13 protein-coding genes and 1 pseudogene are annotated in these 14,116 nt (G+C 72.7%); 7 read left to right on the forward strand and 7 right to left on the reverse strand.

Translation table 11 applies throughout. From position 1 onward, the window contains the following. Positions 1-4 precede the first annotated feature (4 nt). From ABD946_RS30700 to ABD946_RS30720, 5 genes are all read right to left on the reverse strand, one after another. Positions 5-1,681, reverse strand: coding sequence for an FAD-dependent monooxygenase (locus tag ABD946_RS30700; RefSeq protein ID WP_345288819.1), 1,677 nt, complete (start codon positions 1,679-1,681; stop codon positions 5-7). 113 nt (positions 1,682-1,794) lie between these two features. Further along, positions 1,795-2,628 (reverse strand): amino acid ABC transporter permease, encoded by an 834-nt coding sequence (locus ABD946_RS30705; protein WP_345288820.1) that lies wholly within the window; start codon positions 2,626-2,628, stop codon positions 1,795-1,797. Then, on the reverse strand, positions 2,625-3,275 hold the full coding sequence (locus ABD946_RS30710; RefSeq protein ID WP_345288821.1) for an amino acid ABC transporter permease: 651 nt from the start codon (positions 3,273-3,275) through the stop codon (positions 2,625-2,627). Before ABD946_RS30710 ends, ABD946_RS30705 begins: the two co-directional genes overlap by 4 nt. A 31-nt stretch (positions 3,276-3,306) precedes the next feature. Next, the gene (locus ABD946_RS30715; RefSeq protein ID WP_345288822.1) at positions 3,307-4,197 is read right to left on the reverse strand and encodes a glutamate ABC transporter substrate-binding protein; all 891 of its coding nucleotides are present in this window, start codon (positions 4,195-4,197) and stop codon (positions 3,307-3,309) included. Between the two features lie 91 nt (positions 4,198-4,288). After that, on the reverse strand, positions 4,289-5,056 hold the full coding sequence (locus tag ABD946_RS30720) for an amino acid ABC transporter ATP-binding protein (protein WP_380149841.1): 768 nt from the start codon (positions 5,054-5,056) through the stop codon (positions 4,289-4,291). Between the two features lie 289 nt (positions 5,057-5,345). On the opposite strand from ABD946_RS30720, the gene ABD946_RS30725 reads away from it, so the two are divergent. Beyond that, the gene (locus ABD946_RS30725) at positions 5,346-6,077 is read left to right on the forward strand and encodes a response regulator transcription factor (protein WP_345288823.1); all 732 of its coding nucleotides are present in this window, start codon (positions 5,346-5,348) and stop codon (positions 6,075-6,077) included. A 6-nt stretch (positions 6,078-6,083) separates the two neighbouring features. After that, positions 6,084-7,511: a sensor histidine kinase gene (locus tag ABD946_RS30730; RefSeq protein WP_345288824.1), complete on the forward strand. Its 1,428-nt coding sequence runs from the start codon at positions 6,084-6,086 to the stop codon at positions 7,509-7,511. Positions 7,512-7,682: 171 nt separating this feature from the next. Here ABD946_RS30730 and ABD946_RS30735 read toward each other — a convergent pair whose 3' ends face one another. Further along, positions 7,683-8,693, reverse strand: coding sequence for a TAXI family TRAP transporter solute-binding subunit (locus ABD946_RS30735; RefSeq protein WP_345288826.1), 1,011 nt, complete (start codon positions 8,691-8,693; stop codon positions 7,683-7,685). A 133-nt stretch (positions 8,694-8,826) separates the two neighbouring features. Between ABD946_RS30735 and miaB the strand changes: the two are divergent. After that, positions 8,827-10,273, forward strand: a pseudogene (gene miaB, locus ABD946_RS30740) (tRNA (N6-isopentenyl adenosine(37)-C2)-methylthiotransferase MiaB). A gap of 68 nt (positions 10,274-10,341) precedes the next feature. Then, positions 10,342-11,034, forward strand: a complete 693-nt coding sequence (locus tag ABD946_RS30745; RefSeq protein WP_345288827.1) for a class III extradiol dioxygenase subunit B-like domain-containing protein — start codon at positions 10,342-10,344, stop codon at positions 11,032-11,034. A gap of 7 nt (positions 11,035-11,041) precedes the next feature. Here ABD946_RS30745 and ABD946_RS30750 read toward each other — a convergent pair whose 3' ends face one another. Next, a complete protein-coding gene (locus ABD946_RS30750; RefSeq protein WP_345288828.1) occupies positions 11,042-11,278 on the reverse strand; it encodes an antitoxin in 237 nt (78 codons plus the stop codon). Positions 11,279-11,406: 128 nt separating this feature from the next. On the opposite strand from ABD946_RS30750, the gene miaA reads away from it, so the two are divergent. The 3 genes from miaA (at position 11,407) to dapF (ending at position 13,941) form a co-directional block, all read left to right on the forward strand. After that, a complete protein-coding gene (gene miaA, locus ABD946_RS30755; RefSeq protein ID WP_345288829.1) occupies positions 11,407-12,348 on the forward strand; it encodes a tRNA (adenosine(37)-N6)-dimethylallyltransferase MiaA in 942 nt (313 codons plus the stop codon). A 228-nt stretch (positions 12,349-12,576) separates the two neighbouring features. Then, positions 12,577-13,044 carry a hypothetical protein gene (locus ABD946_RS30760; RefSeq protein ID WP_345288830.1) on the forward strand — a complete coding sequence of 156 codons (468 nt, stop codon included), beginning with the start codon at positions 12,577-12,579 and terminating at the stop codon, positions 13,042-13,044. A 27-nt stretch (positions 13,045-13,071) separates the two neighbouring features. After that, the gene (gene dapF / locus ABD946_RS30765) at positions 13,072-13,941 is read left to right on the forward strand and encodes a diaminopimelate epimerase (protein ID WP_345288831.1); all 870 of its coding nucleotides are present in this window, start codon (positions 13,072-13,074) and stop codon (positions 13,939-13,941) included. The last annotated feature ends 175 nt before the right edge of the window (positions 13,942-14,116 follow it).

The following is a 14,116-nucleotide window of genomic DNA, read 5'->3' on the forward strand; positions in this document are numbered from 1 at the left end:
GTCGTCAGGAGCCGGTCAGGTCCGGGCTGGTGATCGGGGCCGGGCCGCCGCGGGCGTGCTGGGCGAGGGCGTGCAGGGCGTCCGGCTCGGCGCCGTGGGTGGTGCCGACCACGTGGCCGTCGGGGCGGATCAGCAGCACGGTGTGCGGGTCGGCGGCCGGGTACTGGTCGGTGACCAGCACCTCGGCGGGAATCGGCAGCGAGGCGGCCAGCGCGGTCAGCCGGGGCATCAGGCCGGCCGAGAGCCAGTGCCGGGAGGACCAGACGGTGGCACCGGGGGCGACCAGCAGCAGCAGGAAGCCGCCGCCGAGCCGGGCGTGCAGGTGGTCGGGAGCGCCCTCGGTGGTGATCACCGGGAGGTCGGGGGCCAGCACCCCGGGGGCGGTCGGCGGGAGCTGCTCGGTGAGCGCGGTGCCCTTGGGGCCGCGCTGCGGCGGCACCCGGCCCGGGACGCCGGAGGGCGCCTCGGGGTAGGCAGGGGCGCCGCCGAAGCGTCCGGTGCCGAGCTGGCCGTCGGTCAGCAGCGGGGCGTGCTTGCGGAAGGAGCCGGTCAGCAGCGAGCGCCTGGTCTGGGCCCAGCCGCGCAGCGGCCGCAGCAGCGGCATCGACTGGTCCACCGCGCGCAGCCGGGCGCCGACCGCGCCGCGCCGCTCGGTCTCGTACCCGTCCAGCAGGCTGGACTCGGCGCCGCCGGCCGCGGAGTGCAGGTGCCAGGCCAGGGCGAGCCGCCAGGAGAGGTTGTCCACGTCCCGCAGGCCGTCGGCGAGGTTCTGCATGCCGAGCGCGCCGTGCAGGTGGGCCGCGTCCCCGGCCAGGAAGCAGCGGCCGACCCGGAAGCGGGCGGCCAGGCGCTGCTGGGCGGTGTGGTCGGCGGCGGCCAGCAGCTCGAACTTCGGGAGCTCGCCGCACCAGCCGGTCAGGGTGGAGCGGACCCGGGCCAGCAGGGTGTCGCCGGTGACGATGCCGGGCCAGGTGGCGTGCGGGTCGACCGGGGTCTCGGGGGCCGGCCGGCCGGGCGGCAGCCGCCAGTCCAGCCGCCAGAGGCCATCGGGGAGCGGGCGGGCGGAGGCCTCGCGGTCGCCGCGCCACGGCGGCTCGCGGTGCAGCCGGGCCTCGCCGGGGAAGGGCAGGTCCACCCGGAGGGTGGCGACGGCGTGCCGGTCCACCGCGGGGCGGCCGGGGAAGCGGACCTTGAGCAGCTTGCGGACGGCCGAGCGGGCCCCGTCGCAGCCGACCAGGTGGCTGCCGCGCCACCAGGTGGAGGTGCCGTTCTGGACGTGCTGGGTGCGGACCGAGACGCCGTCCCCGTCCTGCTCCAGCTCGACCAGCCGGGTGTGCGGGGTGAGCTGGATCAGCGGGGTGGCGGTGGCCGCGTCCCGCAGGCCGCGGTGCAGGCGGTGCTGGGGGAGGTGGCTGATCCCGGTGAGCGGGAGCCGGAGCACCTCGGTGCGGCGCCGGTAGACGGTGAAGGCGTCCCAGTACACGGCGTCGGACCCGGCCCGCTGGTAGCCGAGCCGGGTCAGGAAGCCGGTGGTCTGCTGGGTGAGCACCACGCTGCGCGGGCCCTCGGAGCAGACCCCGGCGCCCTCGTCCAGGACGATGGACGGCACCTCGTGCCGGGCGAGCGCGAGCGCCAGGGCCAGGCCGACCGGCCCGGCCCCGACGATGATCACCGGATCCACGACGGGACCTCCTCGGACCGGTCGGTCCGAGCTGGGGCAGCGGCGGCCGACGGAGCGTCAGGGGTCCCGGGTGGTGTCACGAAGAGCAATGCAACAGATCACCTGCGTGTCCGTCAAGCAGCGGACGTTGTGCGCCGGTTCGCGCCGCGGCGGCTCCAGCCCTCCAGCCACTTGGCGAGCGCCGTCAGCAGGAGGCAGCAGAGGATGTAGATCACGCCGATCACGATGGCAACCGGGATGTAGGGGTAGCCGTCCGGGGTGACCCAGGTGGCGGCGATCGTCTTGCCGACGTAAAGCAGCTCGGGGTAGGTGATCACGTACCCGAGCGAGGTGTCCTTGAGGGTGACCACCAGCTGCCCGATGATCGCGGGCAGCATGGCCCGGATCGCCTGCGGGGTGAGGATCACCGTCATGACCTGGGTCTTGCGCAGGCCGAGCGCGTAGCCGGCCTCGCTCTGGCCGCGCGGCACCGCGTTCATGCCGGAGCGGATGATCTCGGCCTGGACGGCGCCGTTGTACAGAGTCAGACCGGTCACCAGGGCCCAGAACGGGGTGGCGGTGAAGACCGCCACGTAGAGCCCGAAGATCATGATCAGCAGCGGCATCGCGCGGAAGAACTGCACCACCGCGGTGCAGACGGCGCGCACCGGCTTGTGGTCGGAGAGCCGGCCGATCGCCAGCAGGGCGCCGAACACCAGCGAGAGCACCGCGGCGGTGGCGAAGGCCTTCAGGGTGTCCAGCAGCGCGGTGAGGATGGTCTCCTGCGTGTTCTTGTAGGCGAACACGTCCCACATCTCGGCGGAGAACTGGCCCGCGTCGTCCAGGCTGGTGAACACGTACCAGAGGCCACCCAGCAGGGCGAGGCCGGCAACCACGCTCAGGGCGTGGTTGCGGATCCGGGCCCGGGGCCCGGGGACGTCGTAGAGGACGCTGCTCTTGGCGCTCAACGGGCCACCGCCAGACGGGATTCCAGGAACTTGAAGAACAGGGCGACACAGGCGCTGATGAACAGGTAGGCGAGCGCGACCCAGAAGAAGATGGCCAGGATCGAGGCGCCCTTGTCGGTCAGCGTGGCCTGGAAGTTGAACAGCTCGGGGACGCTGAACGCGCCGGCCACCGCCGAGTTGCGGGGGAGCGCGATGAAGACGCTGCTGAGCGGGCCGAGCACGGTCCGCCCGGCCTGCGGCAGCACGATCTGGGTCAGGGTCTGACCGAACGTCATCCCGAGGCTGCGGGCCGCCTCCGCCTGCCCGACCGGCACGGTGTTGATGCCGGACCGGATCACCTCGCAGACGAACGAGGCGGTGTAGGCGGAGAGTGCGATCACCGCGAAGGTGAAGTGGTCGAAGTGCACGTCCAGGCGCGGGAGTCCGAAGACCACCGCGAAGAACAGGACGGTCAGCGGGGTGTTCCGGAAGATGTTCACCCAGACGGTGCCGAAGACTCGCAGCACCGGGACCGGGGAGACCCGGAAGGCCGCCAGCAGGACACCCAGCAGCAGGGCGAACAGGGCGCTCAGCGCGCTGAGTTCGACCGTCTGCAGGAACCCGTTCCGGAACAGCTCGAAATTGCCGTCCTCGAAGAGTATGCCCATGCCGGCGGCCCTCCTTTCGTTACCAGACGGGTCAGTTGGTGAGCGCCGGGATCTCCGGGGCGGGGGAGCCCGAGAGACCGAGGGTGGCGTCGTAGGCCTTCTTCCAGTCGCCGTTGTCCTCGTGCGCCTTCAGCGCGGCGATGACGGCCTGCTGGAACGCCGGGTCCTCCTTCTGGACGCCGATGCCGTACGGCTCCTTGGAGAACGGCTTGCCGACGACCTTGAGCTTGCCGGCGTTCTTGGCCGCGAAGCCCTTGAGGATCGCGTCGTCGGTGGTGACCGCGTCGACCTCGTCGGTGAGCAGCTTGTCCACGCACTGGGCGTAGGTCTCGTACTCGATGGTCTCGCCCGGGTTGTACGTCTTGATCTGCTTCACCGAGGTGGAACCGGTGGCCGAGCAGACCTTCTTGCCCGCGACGGACTCGGGACCGGTGATCGCGGTGTTGTCCTTCTTCACCAGCAGGTCCTGGCCGGCCACGTAGTACGGGCCCGCGAAGGCGACCTTCTCCTTGCGGCCGGCGTTGATGGTGTAGGTGCCGACGTAGTAGTCGATCTGGCTGCCCTGGAGGGCGGTCTCGCGGTTGGCCGAGACGATCGTCTTGAACTCGATCTTGTCCGGGCCGAAGCCCAGGTCGGCCGCGATCATCTTGGCGATCTCGATGTCGAAGCCGTCACGGGTCTTGGTGGTGACGTTCTCGAAGCCGAGGAAGGGCTGGTCGGACTTGGCGCCGACGATCAGCTTGCCGCGCTTCTTGGCCTCCTCGAAGACCTTCGAGCCCTCGACCTTGGCGTCGGTCTTCACCGTGTAGGTGGGGAGCTTGGCCGCGGAGTCTTCGGCCTTCGGGGCCTCCTTGCCGCAGGCGGCGACGGCGGTCAGCGCGAGCACGGACAGGGCGGCGGCGATGGTACGACGGGTCCTCATGCGGGAGCTGTCTCCTCGATCGGGGGCACGGTGGAGCCGGGCCGGGGAAGTTCTGGGCATGACAGGGACTGACGGTAGGTCAGCCGGGGCGTCAGTGGTGCAGGATCTTCGAAAGGAAGTCCTTGGCCCGGTCGCTGCGGGGCGCGGTGAAGAACGCCTCCGGGGTGTTCTCCTCGACGATCCGGCCGTCGGCCATGAAGAGCACGCGGTTGGCGGCGGAGCGGGCGAAGCCCATCTCGTGGGTGACCACGACCATGGTCATGCCCTCGGCCGCGAGGCCGCGCATGACCTCGAGCACCTCGTTCACCATCTCCGGGTCCAGCGCCGAGGTCGGCTCGTCGAAGAGCATCACCTTGGGCTTCATGGCCAGCGCGCGGGCGATCGCCACGCGCTGCTGCTGGCCGCCGGAGAGCTGGGCCGGGAACTTGTCCGCGTGCGCGGCCAGGCCGACCCGCTCCAGCAGGGCCCGCGCGGTCTTCTCGGCCTCGGGGCGCGCGACCTTGCGCACCTTCACCTGGCCGAGCACCACGTTCTCCAGCACGGTCTTGTGCGCGAAGAGGTTGAAGGACTGGAACACCATGCCCACCTCGGCACGGAGCTTGGCCAGCTGGCGGCCCTCGGCCGGCAGCGGCTGCCCGTCGACGGTGATGGCGCCCGAGTCGATGGTCTCCAGCCGGTTGATGGTGCGGCAGAGGGTCGACTTGCCGGAGCCGGACGGGCCGATGAGCACGACCACCTCGCCCTGCTTGATCTCCAGGTCGATGTCCTGGAGCACGTGCAGGGCGCCGAAGTGCTTGTTCACACCGCTCAGCACCACCAGGGGAGCGGCTGCGGAGTCACTCACGGCGTTCTCGGTCATCGAGCCTGGCTCCCTCGTGGGCGGTGCTTGGGTCCGTGCACTGGTACCGGGGGCTGGTCGCCGGCGGAGCTCTCAGCCCCCGGTCCGGCTGACCCTAGGGCGGCTGACATTGTCACGTCAGCGGATCTGAGCGGAACTTGAGCATCACGATCCGGCCACGCCCGGTCACCCGTCGCAGTGCCGCCGGGGCATGCGCCGGCCGGGCCGTGACAGAACGGGCGGACTGGACGATACTCCGCAGGTACCCCACGCAGAAGAGGCGTGACAGCCGGACCGGAGGGAGGCCCGCATGCGACTGCTGCTCGTCGAGGACGACGACCGGGTGGCCGCTGCCCTGGTCGCGGTGCTGGGCCGGCACGGCTTCCAGGTCCGGCACGCCCGCAGCGGACACGAGGCGCTGGACGCCCTGGTGCCGGACGGGAACGAGCCGTACCGGGTGGTGCTGCTCGACCTCGGCCTGCCCGACCGGGACGGCTTCGAGGTGTGCAGCCGGATCCGCGCCCACAGCAGCGTCCCGGTGATCATGGTGACCGCCCGGGCCGACATCCGCTCCCGCATCCACGGCCTCAACCTGGGCGCCGACGACTACGTCACCAAGCCCTACGACATGGGCGAACTGCTCGCCCGCATCCACGCGGTGGCCCGCCGCGGCCAGGCCGCCGAACCCTCCGAGCCCGTCGACCAGCCCGGCCCGCTGGAGGCCCGCGGCGTGCTGATCGACCGCGAGCGCCGCCGGGTCAGCGTGCACGGGCGCGACGTCCCGCTCACCCGCAAGGAGTTCGACCTGCTGGCGCTGCTCGCCCAGAGCCCCGGCGTGGTCTACCGGCGGGAGCAGATCTTCAGCGAGGTCTGGCGCTCCGGCTGGGAGGGCAACGGCCGCACCCTCGAGGTGCACATCGGCTCGCTGCGCACCAAGCTCGCGCTGCCCGGCCTGGTCGAGGCGGTGCGCGGGGTCGGCTACCGCCTGATGCCCGAGCAGCCGGCCTCCGACGGTCCGTCAGCCCCCGCCCGGGAGAGCTGAACCCCCGTGCGCACCCGCCTGCTCGGCATCCTGCTCTCCCTGATGGCCGCCGTCCTGGCCGCCCTCGGGGTCCCGCTGGCCGCCGCCAAGGCCGCCGCCGAGCAGAGCCTGGTGGTGGTCGACCGGATGGACGACGCCGCCCGCTTCGCCCAGCAGCTCCCCACCCAGGGCCTGCCCCCGGCCGGCACCGCCGTCAAGGGCTCCGCCGTCCCCGAGGACGGCGACACCGGACGGCTGCGCTCGCTGGCCGCCGAGGTCCAGCGCTACCACGAGCTGTACGGCATCCGGGCCGGCGTCTTCCACCGCGACGGCAGCGCCGTCGCGGTCGCCCCGGCCGGCTGGCAGGTCCCCGAGGGCGGCCCCGGAGCCCGGGCCTTCCAGGACGCGGTGGACGGCCGCCGCAGCAAGAACCCGCCGCAGGTCTGGCCCTGGACCCCGGAGCGCACCATCACGGTGGCCGCCCCGGTGGTCCGCGACGGCGACGTCATCGCCGTGGTCATCACCGAGTCGCCCACCGGCGAACTCCGCTCCCGGGTGCTGGACCGCTGGCTCTGGCTCGGCGCCGGCGAGGCCCTCGCCATGGTCGCCGCCGTCCTGCTCGCCGTCCGGCTCACCCGCTGGGTGCTGCGCCCCGTGCGCACCCTCGACCGGGCCACCCACGACATCGCCACCGGACGGATGAACGCCCGGGTCGCCCCCAGCTCCGGCCCGCCCGAACTCCGGCGCCTGGCCCGCTCGTTCAACGACATGGCGGACAACGTGCTGCTCGCCCTCGACCAGCAGCGGGCCTTCGTCGCGGACGCCTCCCACCAACTGCGCAACCCGCTGGCCGCGTTGCTGCTCCGGGTCGAACTCCTCGGCCTGGAGCTGCCCGAGGGCCACGAGGAGGAGCTCGGCGCCGTCCGCGAGGAGGGCACCCGGCTGGCCCGCGTCCTCGACGACCTGCTCGGCCTCGCCACCGCCGAGCACGCCCGCCCCGAACCGGAGCGGGTCGACCTCACCGCCCTCGTCCTGGCCCGCATCGACGCCTGGCGGCCGGTCGCCGACCAGCGCGGCATCCGCCTCGCCTGGGAGGGCCCCGCCACGGCGGTCGGGCTGGCGGACCCGATCGGCCTCGGCAGCGCGTTGGACGCCGTCCTCGACAACGCCCTCAAGTTCACGCCCGGCGGCGAGGCGGTCCGCCTCGGCCTCGAACAGGACAAGCGCGAACTCACCCTCACTGTCTCCGACGCCGGCCCCGGCCTCACCGAGGAGGAGCTCGCCCGCATCGGCGACCGCTTCTGGCGCAGCCCCCGCCACCAGAACGTCGACGGCTCCGGCCTCGGCCTCTCCATCGCCCGCACCCTCCTCCTGGCCGGCGGCGGCTCCCTCGACTTCACCCCCGTCGACCCCACGGGGCTCACCGTCCGCCTGACAGTGCCTCGTCCCAGGTAATCCCGGGGGGCGCGAGGCTCTGCTGATCTGCGGCTCCGCCGCGAGGGCGCGCGGGGGAACGGCAGCACGTGCAACTGGCTCACCTGCCCCGACATAGCGCTGGGCCGCCTTCCGTACTCGCGCAGTTCCTCGCGCCCCCGGGGTGGCCACCTTCGCCAGCCCCCGCGGTGCCTACGGCTTGACGGAGCGGTAGTACGCGCTGGCGCCGGCGTGGAGGGGGAGCGGGTCGGTGTAGACGGCGGTGCGGAGGTCGACGACCTGGGCGGCGTGGACCTCGGAGCCGATCCGGTCGCGGCTGTCGATCACGGCCTTGGTCATCCGCTGGACCAGGGCGGAGTCGACGTCCTCACGGGTGATCAGCAGGTTCGGGACCGCCAGCGTGGCGACCGCGGTGCCGGCCGGGTGGGCCTTGGGGTAGACGTCGGCCGGGATGGTCGCGGCGCGGTACGCGTCGGCCCCGCCGCCCTCGACGTGCTGGACCGCCTCGGCCAGGTCGCCGAGCGGGACGATCCGGATCGGGAAGCGCTCGGACAGGTCGGTGAGCGCGTTGGTCGGCAGCCCGCCGGACCAGAAGAAGGCGTCGAGCTGACCGTTCCTCAACTGGTCGGCGGCGTCGCCGACACCGAGCATCGAGGCCGACACGTCCACGTCCGGGTCCAGCCCGGCCGAGGCCAGCAGCCGCCGGGTCACCAGCTGGACGCCGGACCGGCTCTGCCCGACCCCGACCCGCCTGCCCTTGAGGTCGGCGGTCCGCTGCACCGGCGAGTCGGCCGGCACCACCAGCTGGAGGTAGTCGTCGTAGAGCCGGGCTATCGCGCGGATCCGGTCCCTGCCGTCCCCCCGGTAGCTGGCCACCGCGTCGGCGGTGGCGATGGCGAAGGAGTCCCGCCCGGCCGCGACCCGGTCGAGGTTGTCGACGGAGCCCTGGGAGTTGTCGAGCCGCAGTTCGACCCCGGGGAGGTTGTCGTGCAGGTAGGTGCGCAGCAGGATCCCGTACCGGTCGTACACGCCCCGGGGGACGCCGGTGGCGAAGCCGGTCTCGCCGCGCGGGTAGTCAGGTCCGGTCGGCGGCGGTGGCCCACCAGCCCCCGGCCGCGCCACGACCAGCAGGAACACGGCGGCCACCCGGCCGAGCCGGCTGCGGGCCGCCGTGCGCAGGGCGGCACGGGGTCTCCAGGTCATGGGGTTGGATACTGCCAGGCCGGGCGCGGATGGGGAGAGAGGGCGAGGAGCCCGATCCGCTTCCACGTACCCTAGGTCCGTGGGTACGAGCCAGGATTCCAAGAGCTACAAGGTCGTCACGTACGGCTGCCAGATGAACGTGCACGACTCCGAGCGCCTCTCCGGGCTGCTGGAGGACGCCGGGTACGTGAGGGCCGACCAGGACGGCGAGCAGCCCGACCTGGTGGTGTTCAACACCTGCGCCGTGCGCGAGAACGCCGGACAACAAGCTGTACGGCAACCTCGGGCGCCTGGCCGCCGACAAGCAGCAGCACAAGGCGATGCAGATCGCCGTCGGCGGCTGCCTGGCGCAGAAGGACCGCGACACCATCGTCAAGAAGGCCCCGTGGGTCGACGTGGTGTTCGGCACCCACAACATCGGGCACCTGCCCGCGCTGCTGGAGCGGGCCCGGATCGAGCAGCAGGCCCAGGTGGAGATCCTGGAGTCGCTGGAGACCTTCCCGTCCACCCTGCCGACCCGGCGCGAGTCGGCGTACGCGGCCTGGGTGGCGATCTCGGTCGGCTGCAACAACACCTGCACCTTCTGCATCGTCCCCGCGCTGCGCGGCAAGGAGGAGGACCGCCGCCCCGGCGACGTGCTCTCCGAGATCGAGGCGCTGGTCGGCGAGGGCGTCATCGAGGTCACCCTGCTGGGGCAGAACGTCAACGCCTACGGCTCCGACCTGGGCGATCGCGAGGCCTTCTCCAAGCTGCTCCGGGCGGCCGGGCAGATCGAGGGCCTGGAGCGGATCCGCTTCACCTCGCCGCACCCGCGCGACTTCACCGACGACGTGATCGCCGCGATGGCCGAGACGCCGAACGTGATGCACCAGCTGCACATGCCGCTGCAGTCGGGCTCGGACACCGTGCTCAAGGCGATGCGCCGCTCGTACCGGCAGGACCGCTTCCTCGGGATCATCCGCAAGGTGCGCGAGGCGATGCCGGACGCGGCGATCTCCACCGACATCATCGTCGGCTTCCCGGGCGAGACCGAGGAGGACTTCGAGCAGACCATGCACGTGGTCCGGGAGGCCCGCTTCACCAACGCCTTCACCTTCCAGTACTCCAAGCGCCCCGGGACCCCGGCGGCCGAGATGGAGGGCCAGATCCCCAAGGCCGTGGTGCAGGAGCGCTACGAGCGGCTGGTCGCCCTCCAGGAGGAGATCTCCTGGGAGGAGAACAAGAAGCAGGTCGGCCGGGTGCTGGAGGTCCTGGTCGCCGAGGGCGAGGGCAAGAAGGACGACAGGACCGACCGGCTCTCCGGCCGGGCGCCCGACAACCGGCTGGTCCACTTCACCCGCCCCGTCGAGCCGGTCCGCCCGGGCGACGTGGTGACGGTCGAGATCACCTACGCCGCCCCGCACCACCTGCTGGCGGAGGGTCCGACCCTGTCGGTCCGCCGCACCCGCGCGGGCGACGCGTGGGAGAAGCGCCAGGGCACCCCGCCGGCCAAGCCGGCCGGCGTGCTGCTCGGCCTCCCCAAGATCGGCGCCCCGGCCCCGCTGCCGCTCGCGCCCACGGGTGGCTGCTGCGACGCCTGATCTCCGACGCGTCACGAGGCCCCGGGAGCACACGGCTCTCCGGGGCCTTGCCCGTTAGAGTGATCGACATGCTTGTCGCCGCCGCCGTCTGCCCCTGCCCGCCGCTGCTCGTGCCCGAGGTGGCCGCCGGTGCCGCGTCCGAACTCGACGCGCTGCGCGAGGCCTGCCTGGAGGCGGTCCGGGAGCTCGGCGAGGTCGACCTGGTCGTGGTGGTCGGTGCCGGGCCGGAGCCCGGGGTGTGGACCGAGGGCGGGATCGGGTCGTTCCACCGCTACGGGGTGCCCCGGGTGGTCCGGCTGCCCGGGCCGGTGGCGGAGGGCCCGGAGCTCGCGCCCTCGCTGACCGTCGGGGCCTGGCTGCTGGAGCAGGCCGGGATCACGGTGCCCACGCACGCCTGCGCCGTCCCCGCGGACGCCCCGGTGGAGCGGCTGACCGGCCTCGGCGAGGGCCTGGCCGAGCTGGCCGACCGGGTCGGGCTGCTGGTGCTCGGCGGCGGCAGCGCCTGCCGCACCGTCAAGGCCCCCGGCTACCTGGACGAGCGGGCCGAGCCGTACGACGTGCACGCCGCCAAGGCGCTGGCCGAGGCCGACACCGAGGCGCTCAGGGCCTTGGACCCGGCACTCTCGGCCGAGCTGCAGGCGGACGGCCGGGCGCCCTGGCAGGTCCTCGCGGGAGCTGCGCAGGGCGCCGGGCTGAGCGGGCGGCTCCGGTACGACGAGGCCCCGTACGGGGTCGGGTACTTCGTCGCCTCCTGGAGCTGACGGGCGGTCAGTTCTGACTCGGGCCGTCGTCCTTGGGCTTGGCGGCGAACTGGTCGACCGCGCCCTTGGCCTTGCTGGTGCCGGTCTCGATCTTGTCGGTGTACTTGTGCTTGGTGGCCTTGTCCGCGGCCGCCCCGGCCTTCTCCACCACCTGGTCGATCTTGTCGCCGTGCTTGCCCGCGAGCTCGCTGGCCTTGCCCTTGAGCTCCTCGGCCTTGCCCTTGAGGTTGTCCATCAGGCCCATGGTCAGTCGCTCTCCTTCGGCGGGCCCCACCGCTCGGGGCGGGGCAAATCGGTCATTCCATACTCATACTTCCCCAGGGTGACCGCCGACGACACGGCGCCACTCCCGATCTTTGCGAGACTTGGCCCGTGAGCAGCTCCTCCTCCACCCCCCAGCCCCGCGTCGTCTCGGTGGTCGGCGCCACCGCCGCCGGCAAGTCCGACCTCGCGGTGGCCATCGCCCGCAGCCTCGGCGGCGAGGTGATCAACACCGACTCGATGCAGCTCTACCGGGGCATGGACATCGGCACCGCCAAGCTCACCCAGGAGGAGCGCGGCGGCATCCCGCACCACCTGCTGGACGTCTGGGACGTCACCGAGACCGCCAGCGTGGCCGAGTACCAGCGGCTGGCGCGGGCCGAGATGGACCGGCTGCTGGCCGAGGGCCGCACCCCGGTGCTGGTCGGCGGCTCCGGCCTGTACGTCCGGGCAGCCATCGACGAGATGGACTTCCCCGGCACCGACCCGGCGGTCCGGGCCCGGCTGGAGGCCGAGCTGGCCGAACAGGGCCCGTACGTGCTGCACCAGCGGTTGGCCGTGCTCGACCCGGCCGCCGCCGAGGCGGTGCTGACCAGCAACGGCCGGCGGATCGTCCGGGCGCTGGAGGTCATCGAGATCACCGGGCAGCCGTTCACCGCCAACCTGCCGAGCAACACCGCCGTCTACGAGACCGTCCAGATCGGCGTCCAGGTGCCCCGGCCGGAGCTGGACCAGCGGATCGAGCTGCGGGTGGACCGGATGTGGGAGGCCGGCCTGCTGGACGAGGTCCGGACCCTGGAGGGCCGGGGCCTGCGGGACGGGCTGACCGCCTCCCGGGCGCTCGGCTACCAGCAGGTGCTCTCCTTCTTCGCGGGGGAGTGCACCGAAGAGGAGGCCAAGGCCGAGACCGTGCGCGCCACCCGCCGGTTCGCCCGCCGCCAGGAGTCCTGGTTCCGCCGGGACGACCGGATCCACTGGCTCTCCCGCCCCGCCGGGGCCGACCCGGTGGAGCTCCTGGAGCGCTCGCTGGAGTTGACCGCCCGTCAGATCTGACCAGGCCGGGGCGGTTTCCGGCCACGCTGCCGGTGCAGCTGCGGGTGCACGACGAACTGAGGGTTACGGGCACATCACGTCCTGGCCACGGATCACCCGGGGGCCCGTCGAACCGGCTGTCGGCCGGATCGGACATGCCATCATCGAGAGCATCCGGAGGCAGGTCGTTCGATCCGCCTCACCAGCAGCGGGCCCGCGGGCCCGTGTCGCACCGTCAGGGGAGGCCGCGTGTCCACGGGAACCGGCCCGGAGACGGAGGAGCTGAGCAGTCTGAGCGCCGAGCTCGCCCTGCCCGAGCCGACCTCCTACGCCGTGGCGCTCCCCGTGCTCGCCGACCTCGCCGCACCCGGAGTGGTGCACGAGCGCGAGATCCGGCCCCGCAAGCGGCTGCGCTGGTGGCAGACCCTGCCGATCGCGGCGGTCGCCACCTTCGGTTCGATGATGTTCGCCTTCCCGCTCGCCTTCGGCTCCGGGGACCGCGGCGCCGCCATGATCGGGATGCTCGGCATGCTGCTCACCGCCGCCTCGGTCGGCTGGGGCGCGATGGCCGCCCGGATGGCCGGGTACAAGTGGCCCGGCGTGCCGCGCCGGGGGAGCGGGCTGCGGGCCAGCCGGCGCTCCATCCTGATCTACACCCTGATCGCCGTGGTCGCGGTCGGCCTCGCCGTCTGGCGGGTGGTACGGCTCGCCGCCTGAGCGGCCCGGGTCAGTACCATCGGCGCTGTGAGCGCATCGGCATCGGTTTCCCAGACCTTCGGCCTCCCCTTCCTCAAGGGGCACGGCACCCAGAACGACTTCGTGATCATCCCCGACCAGGACGGCAAGCTCGACCTCGGCGCGGACGAGGTCGCCCTGCTCTGCGACCGCCGGGCCGGCGTCGGCGGGGACGGGCTGCTCCGGGTGGTCCGCTCGGCGGCCGACCCGGCGGCGGAGGGCATGGCGGACCGGGCCGAGTGGTTCATGGACTACCGCAACTCCGACGGTTCGATCGCCGAGATGTGCGGCAACGGGGTCCGGGTCTTCGCCCGTTACCTGGTCGAGGCCGGACTGGCCGGAACCGGCGCCTTCGCGGTGGCCACCCGGGCGGGAGTCCGCGAGGTCGTGGTGGCCGAATCGGGTGAGGTCACCGTCGACATGGGGTACGCGGCCCTGCCCGACTCCGGCCCGGTCGACGTGACGGTCGGGGACCACAGCTGGCCCGCGCTCAACGTCAACATGGGCAACCCGCACGCCGTCGCCTTCGTCGACGACCTCGCCGACGCGGGCACCCTGTACGACGCCCCCGGCGTCACCGAGGGCGTCTACCCCGAGGGCGTCAACGTCGAGTTCGTGGTGGAGCGCGGACCGCGGCACGTCGCGATGCGGGTCCACGAGCGCGGCTCCGGCGAGACCCGCTCCTGCGGCACCGGCGCCTGCGCCGTCGCCGTCGCGGCCGCCCGCCGCCACCACCTCGCTCCGGCCGAGACCGGCGCACCCGTCACCTACACCGTCGACCTCCCCGGCGGCACCCTCCGCATCACCGAGCACCCCGACTCCCGCATCGAGATGACCGGCCCCGCGGAGATCGTCGCCTCCGGGACGCTCGCCATCTGACCTGGATGGTGATCCCGGGGGCGCGAGGAACTGCGCGAATCGGAAGGCGGCTCACCGGCAACTGACCCACCGTCAGCCAGTTGCACGTGCTGCTGTTCCCCCGCGCGCAGTTCCCCGCGCCCCCGGCATCACCACGTACGTTCCTCGCGCCCCGGGCGTCGCCGCCTTCGCGCGA

Source organism: Kitasatospora albolonga, from assembly GCF_039535905.1.
Lineage (GTDB): Bacteria > Actinomycetota > Actinomycetes > Streptomycetales > Streptomycetaceae > Kitasatospora > Kitasatospora albolonga.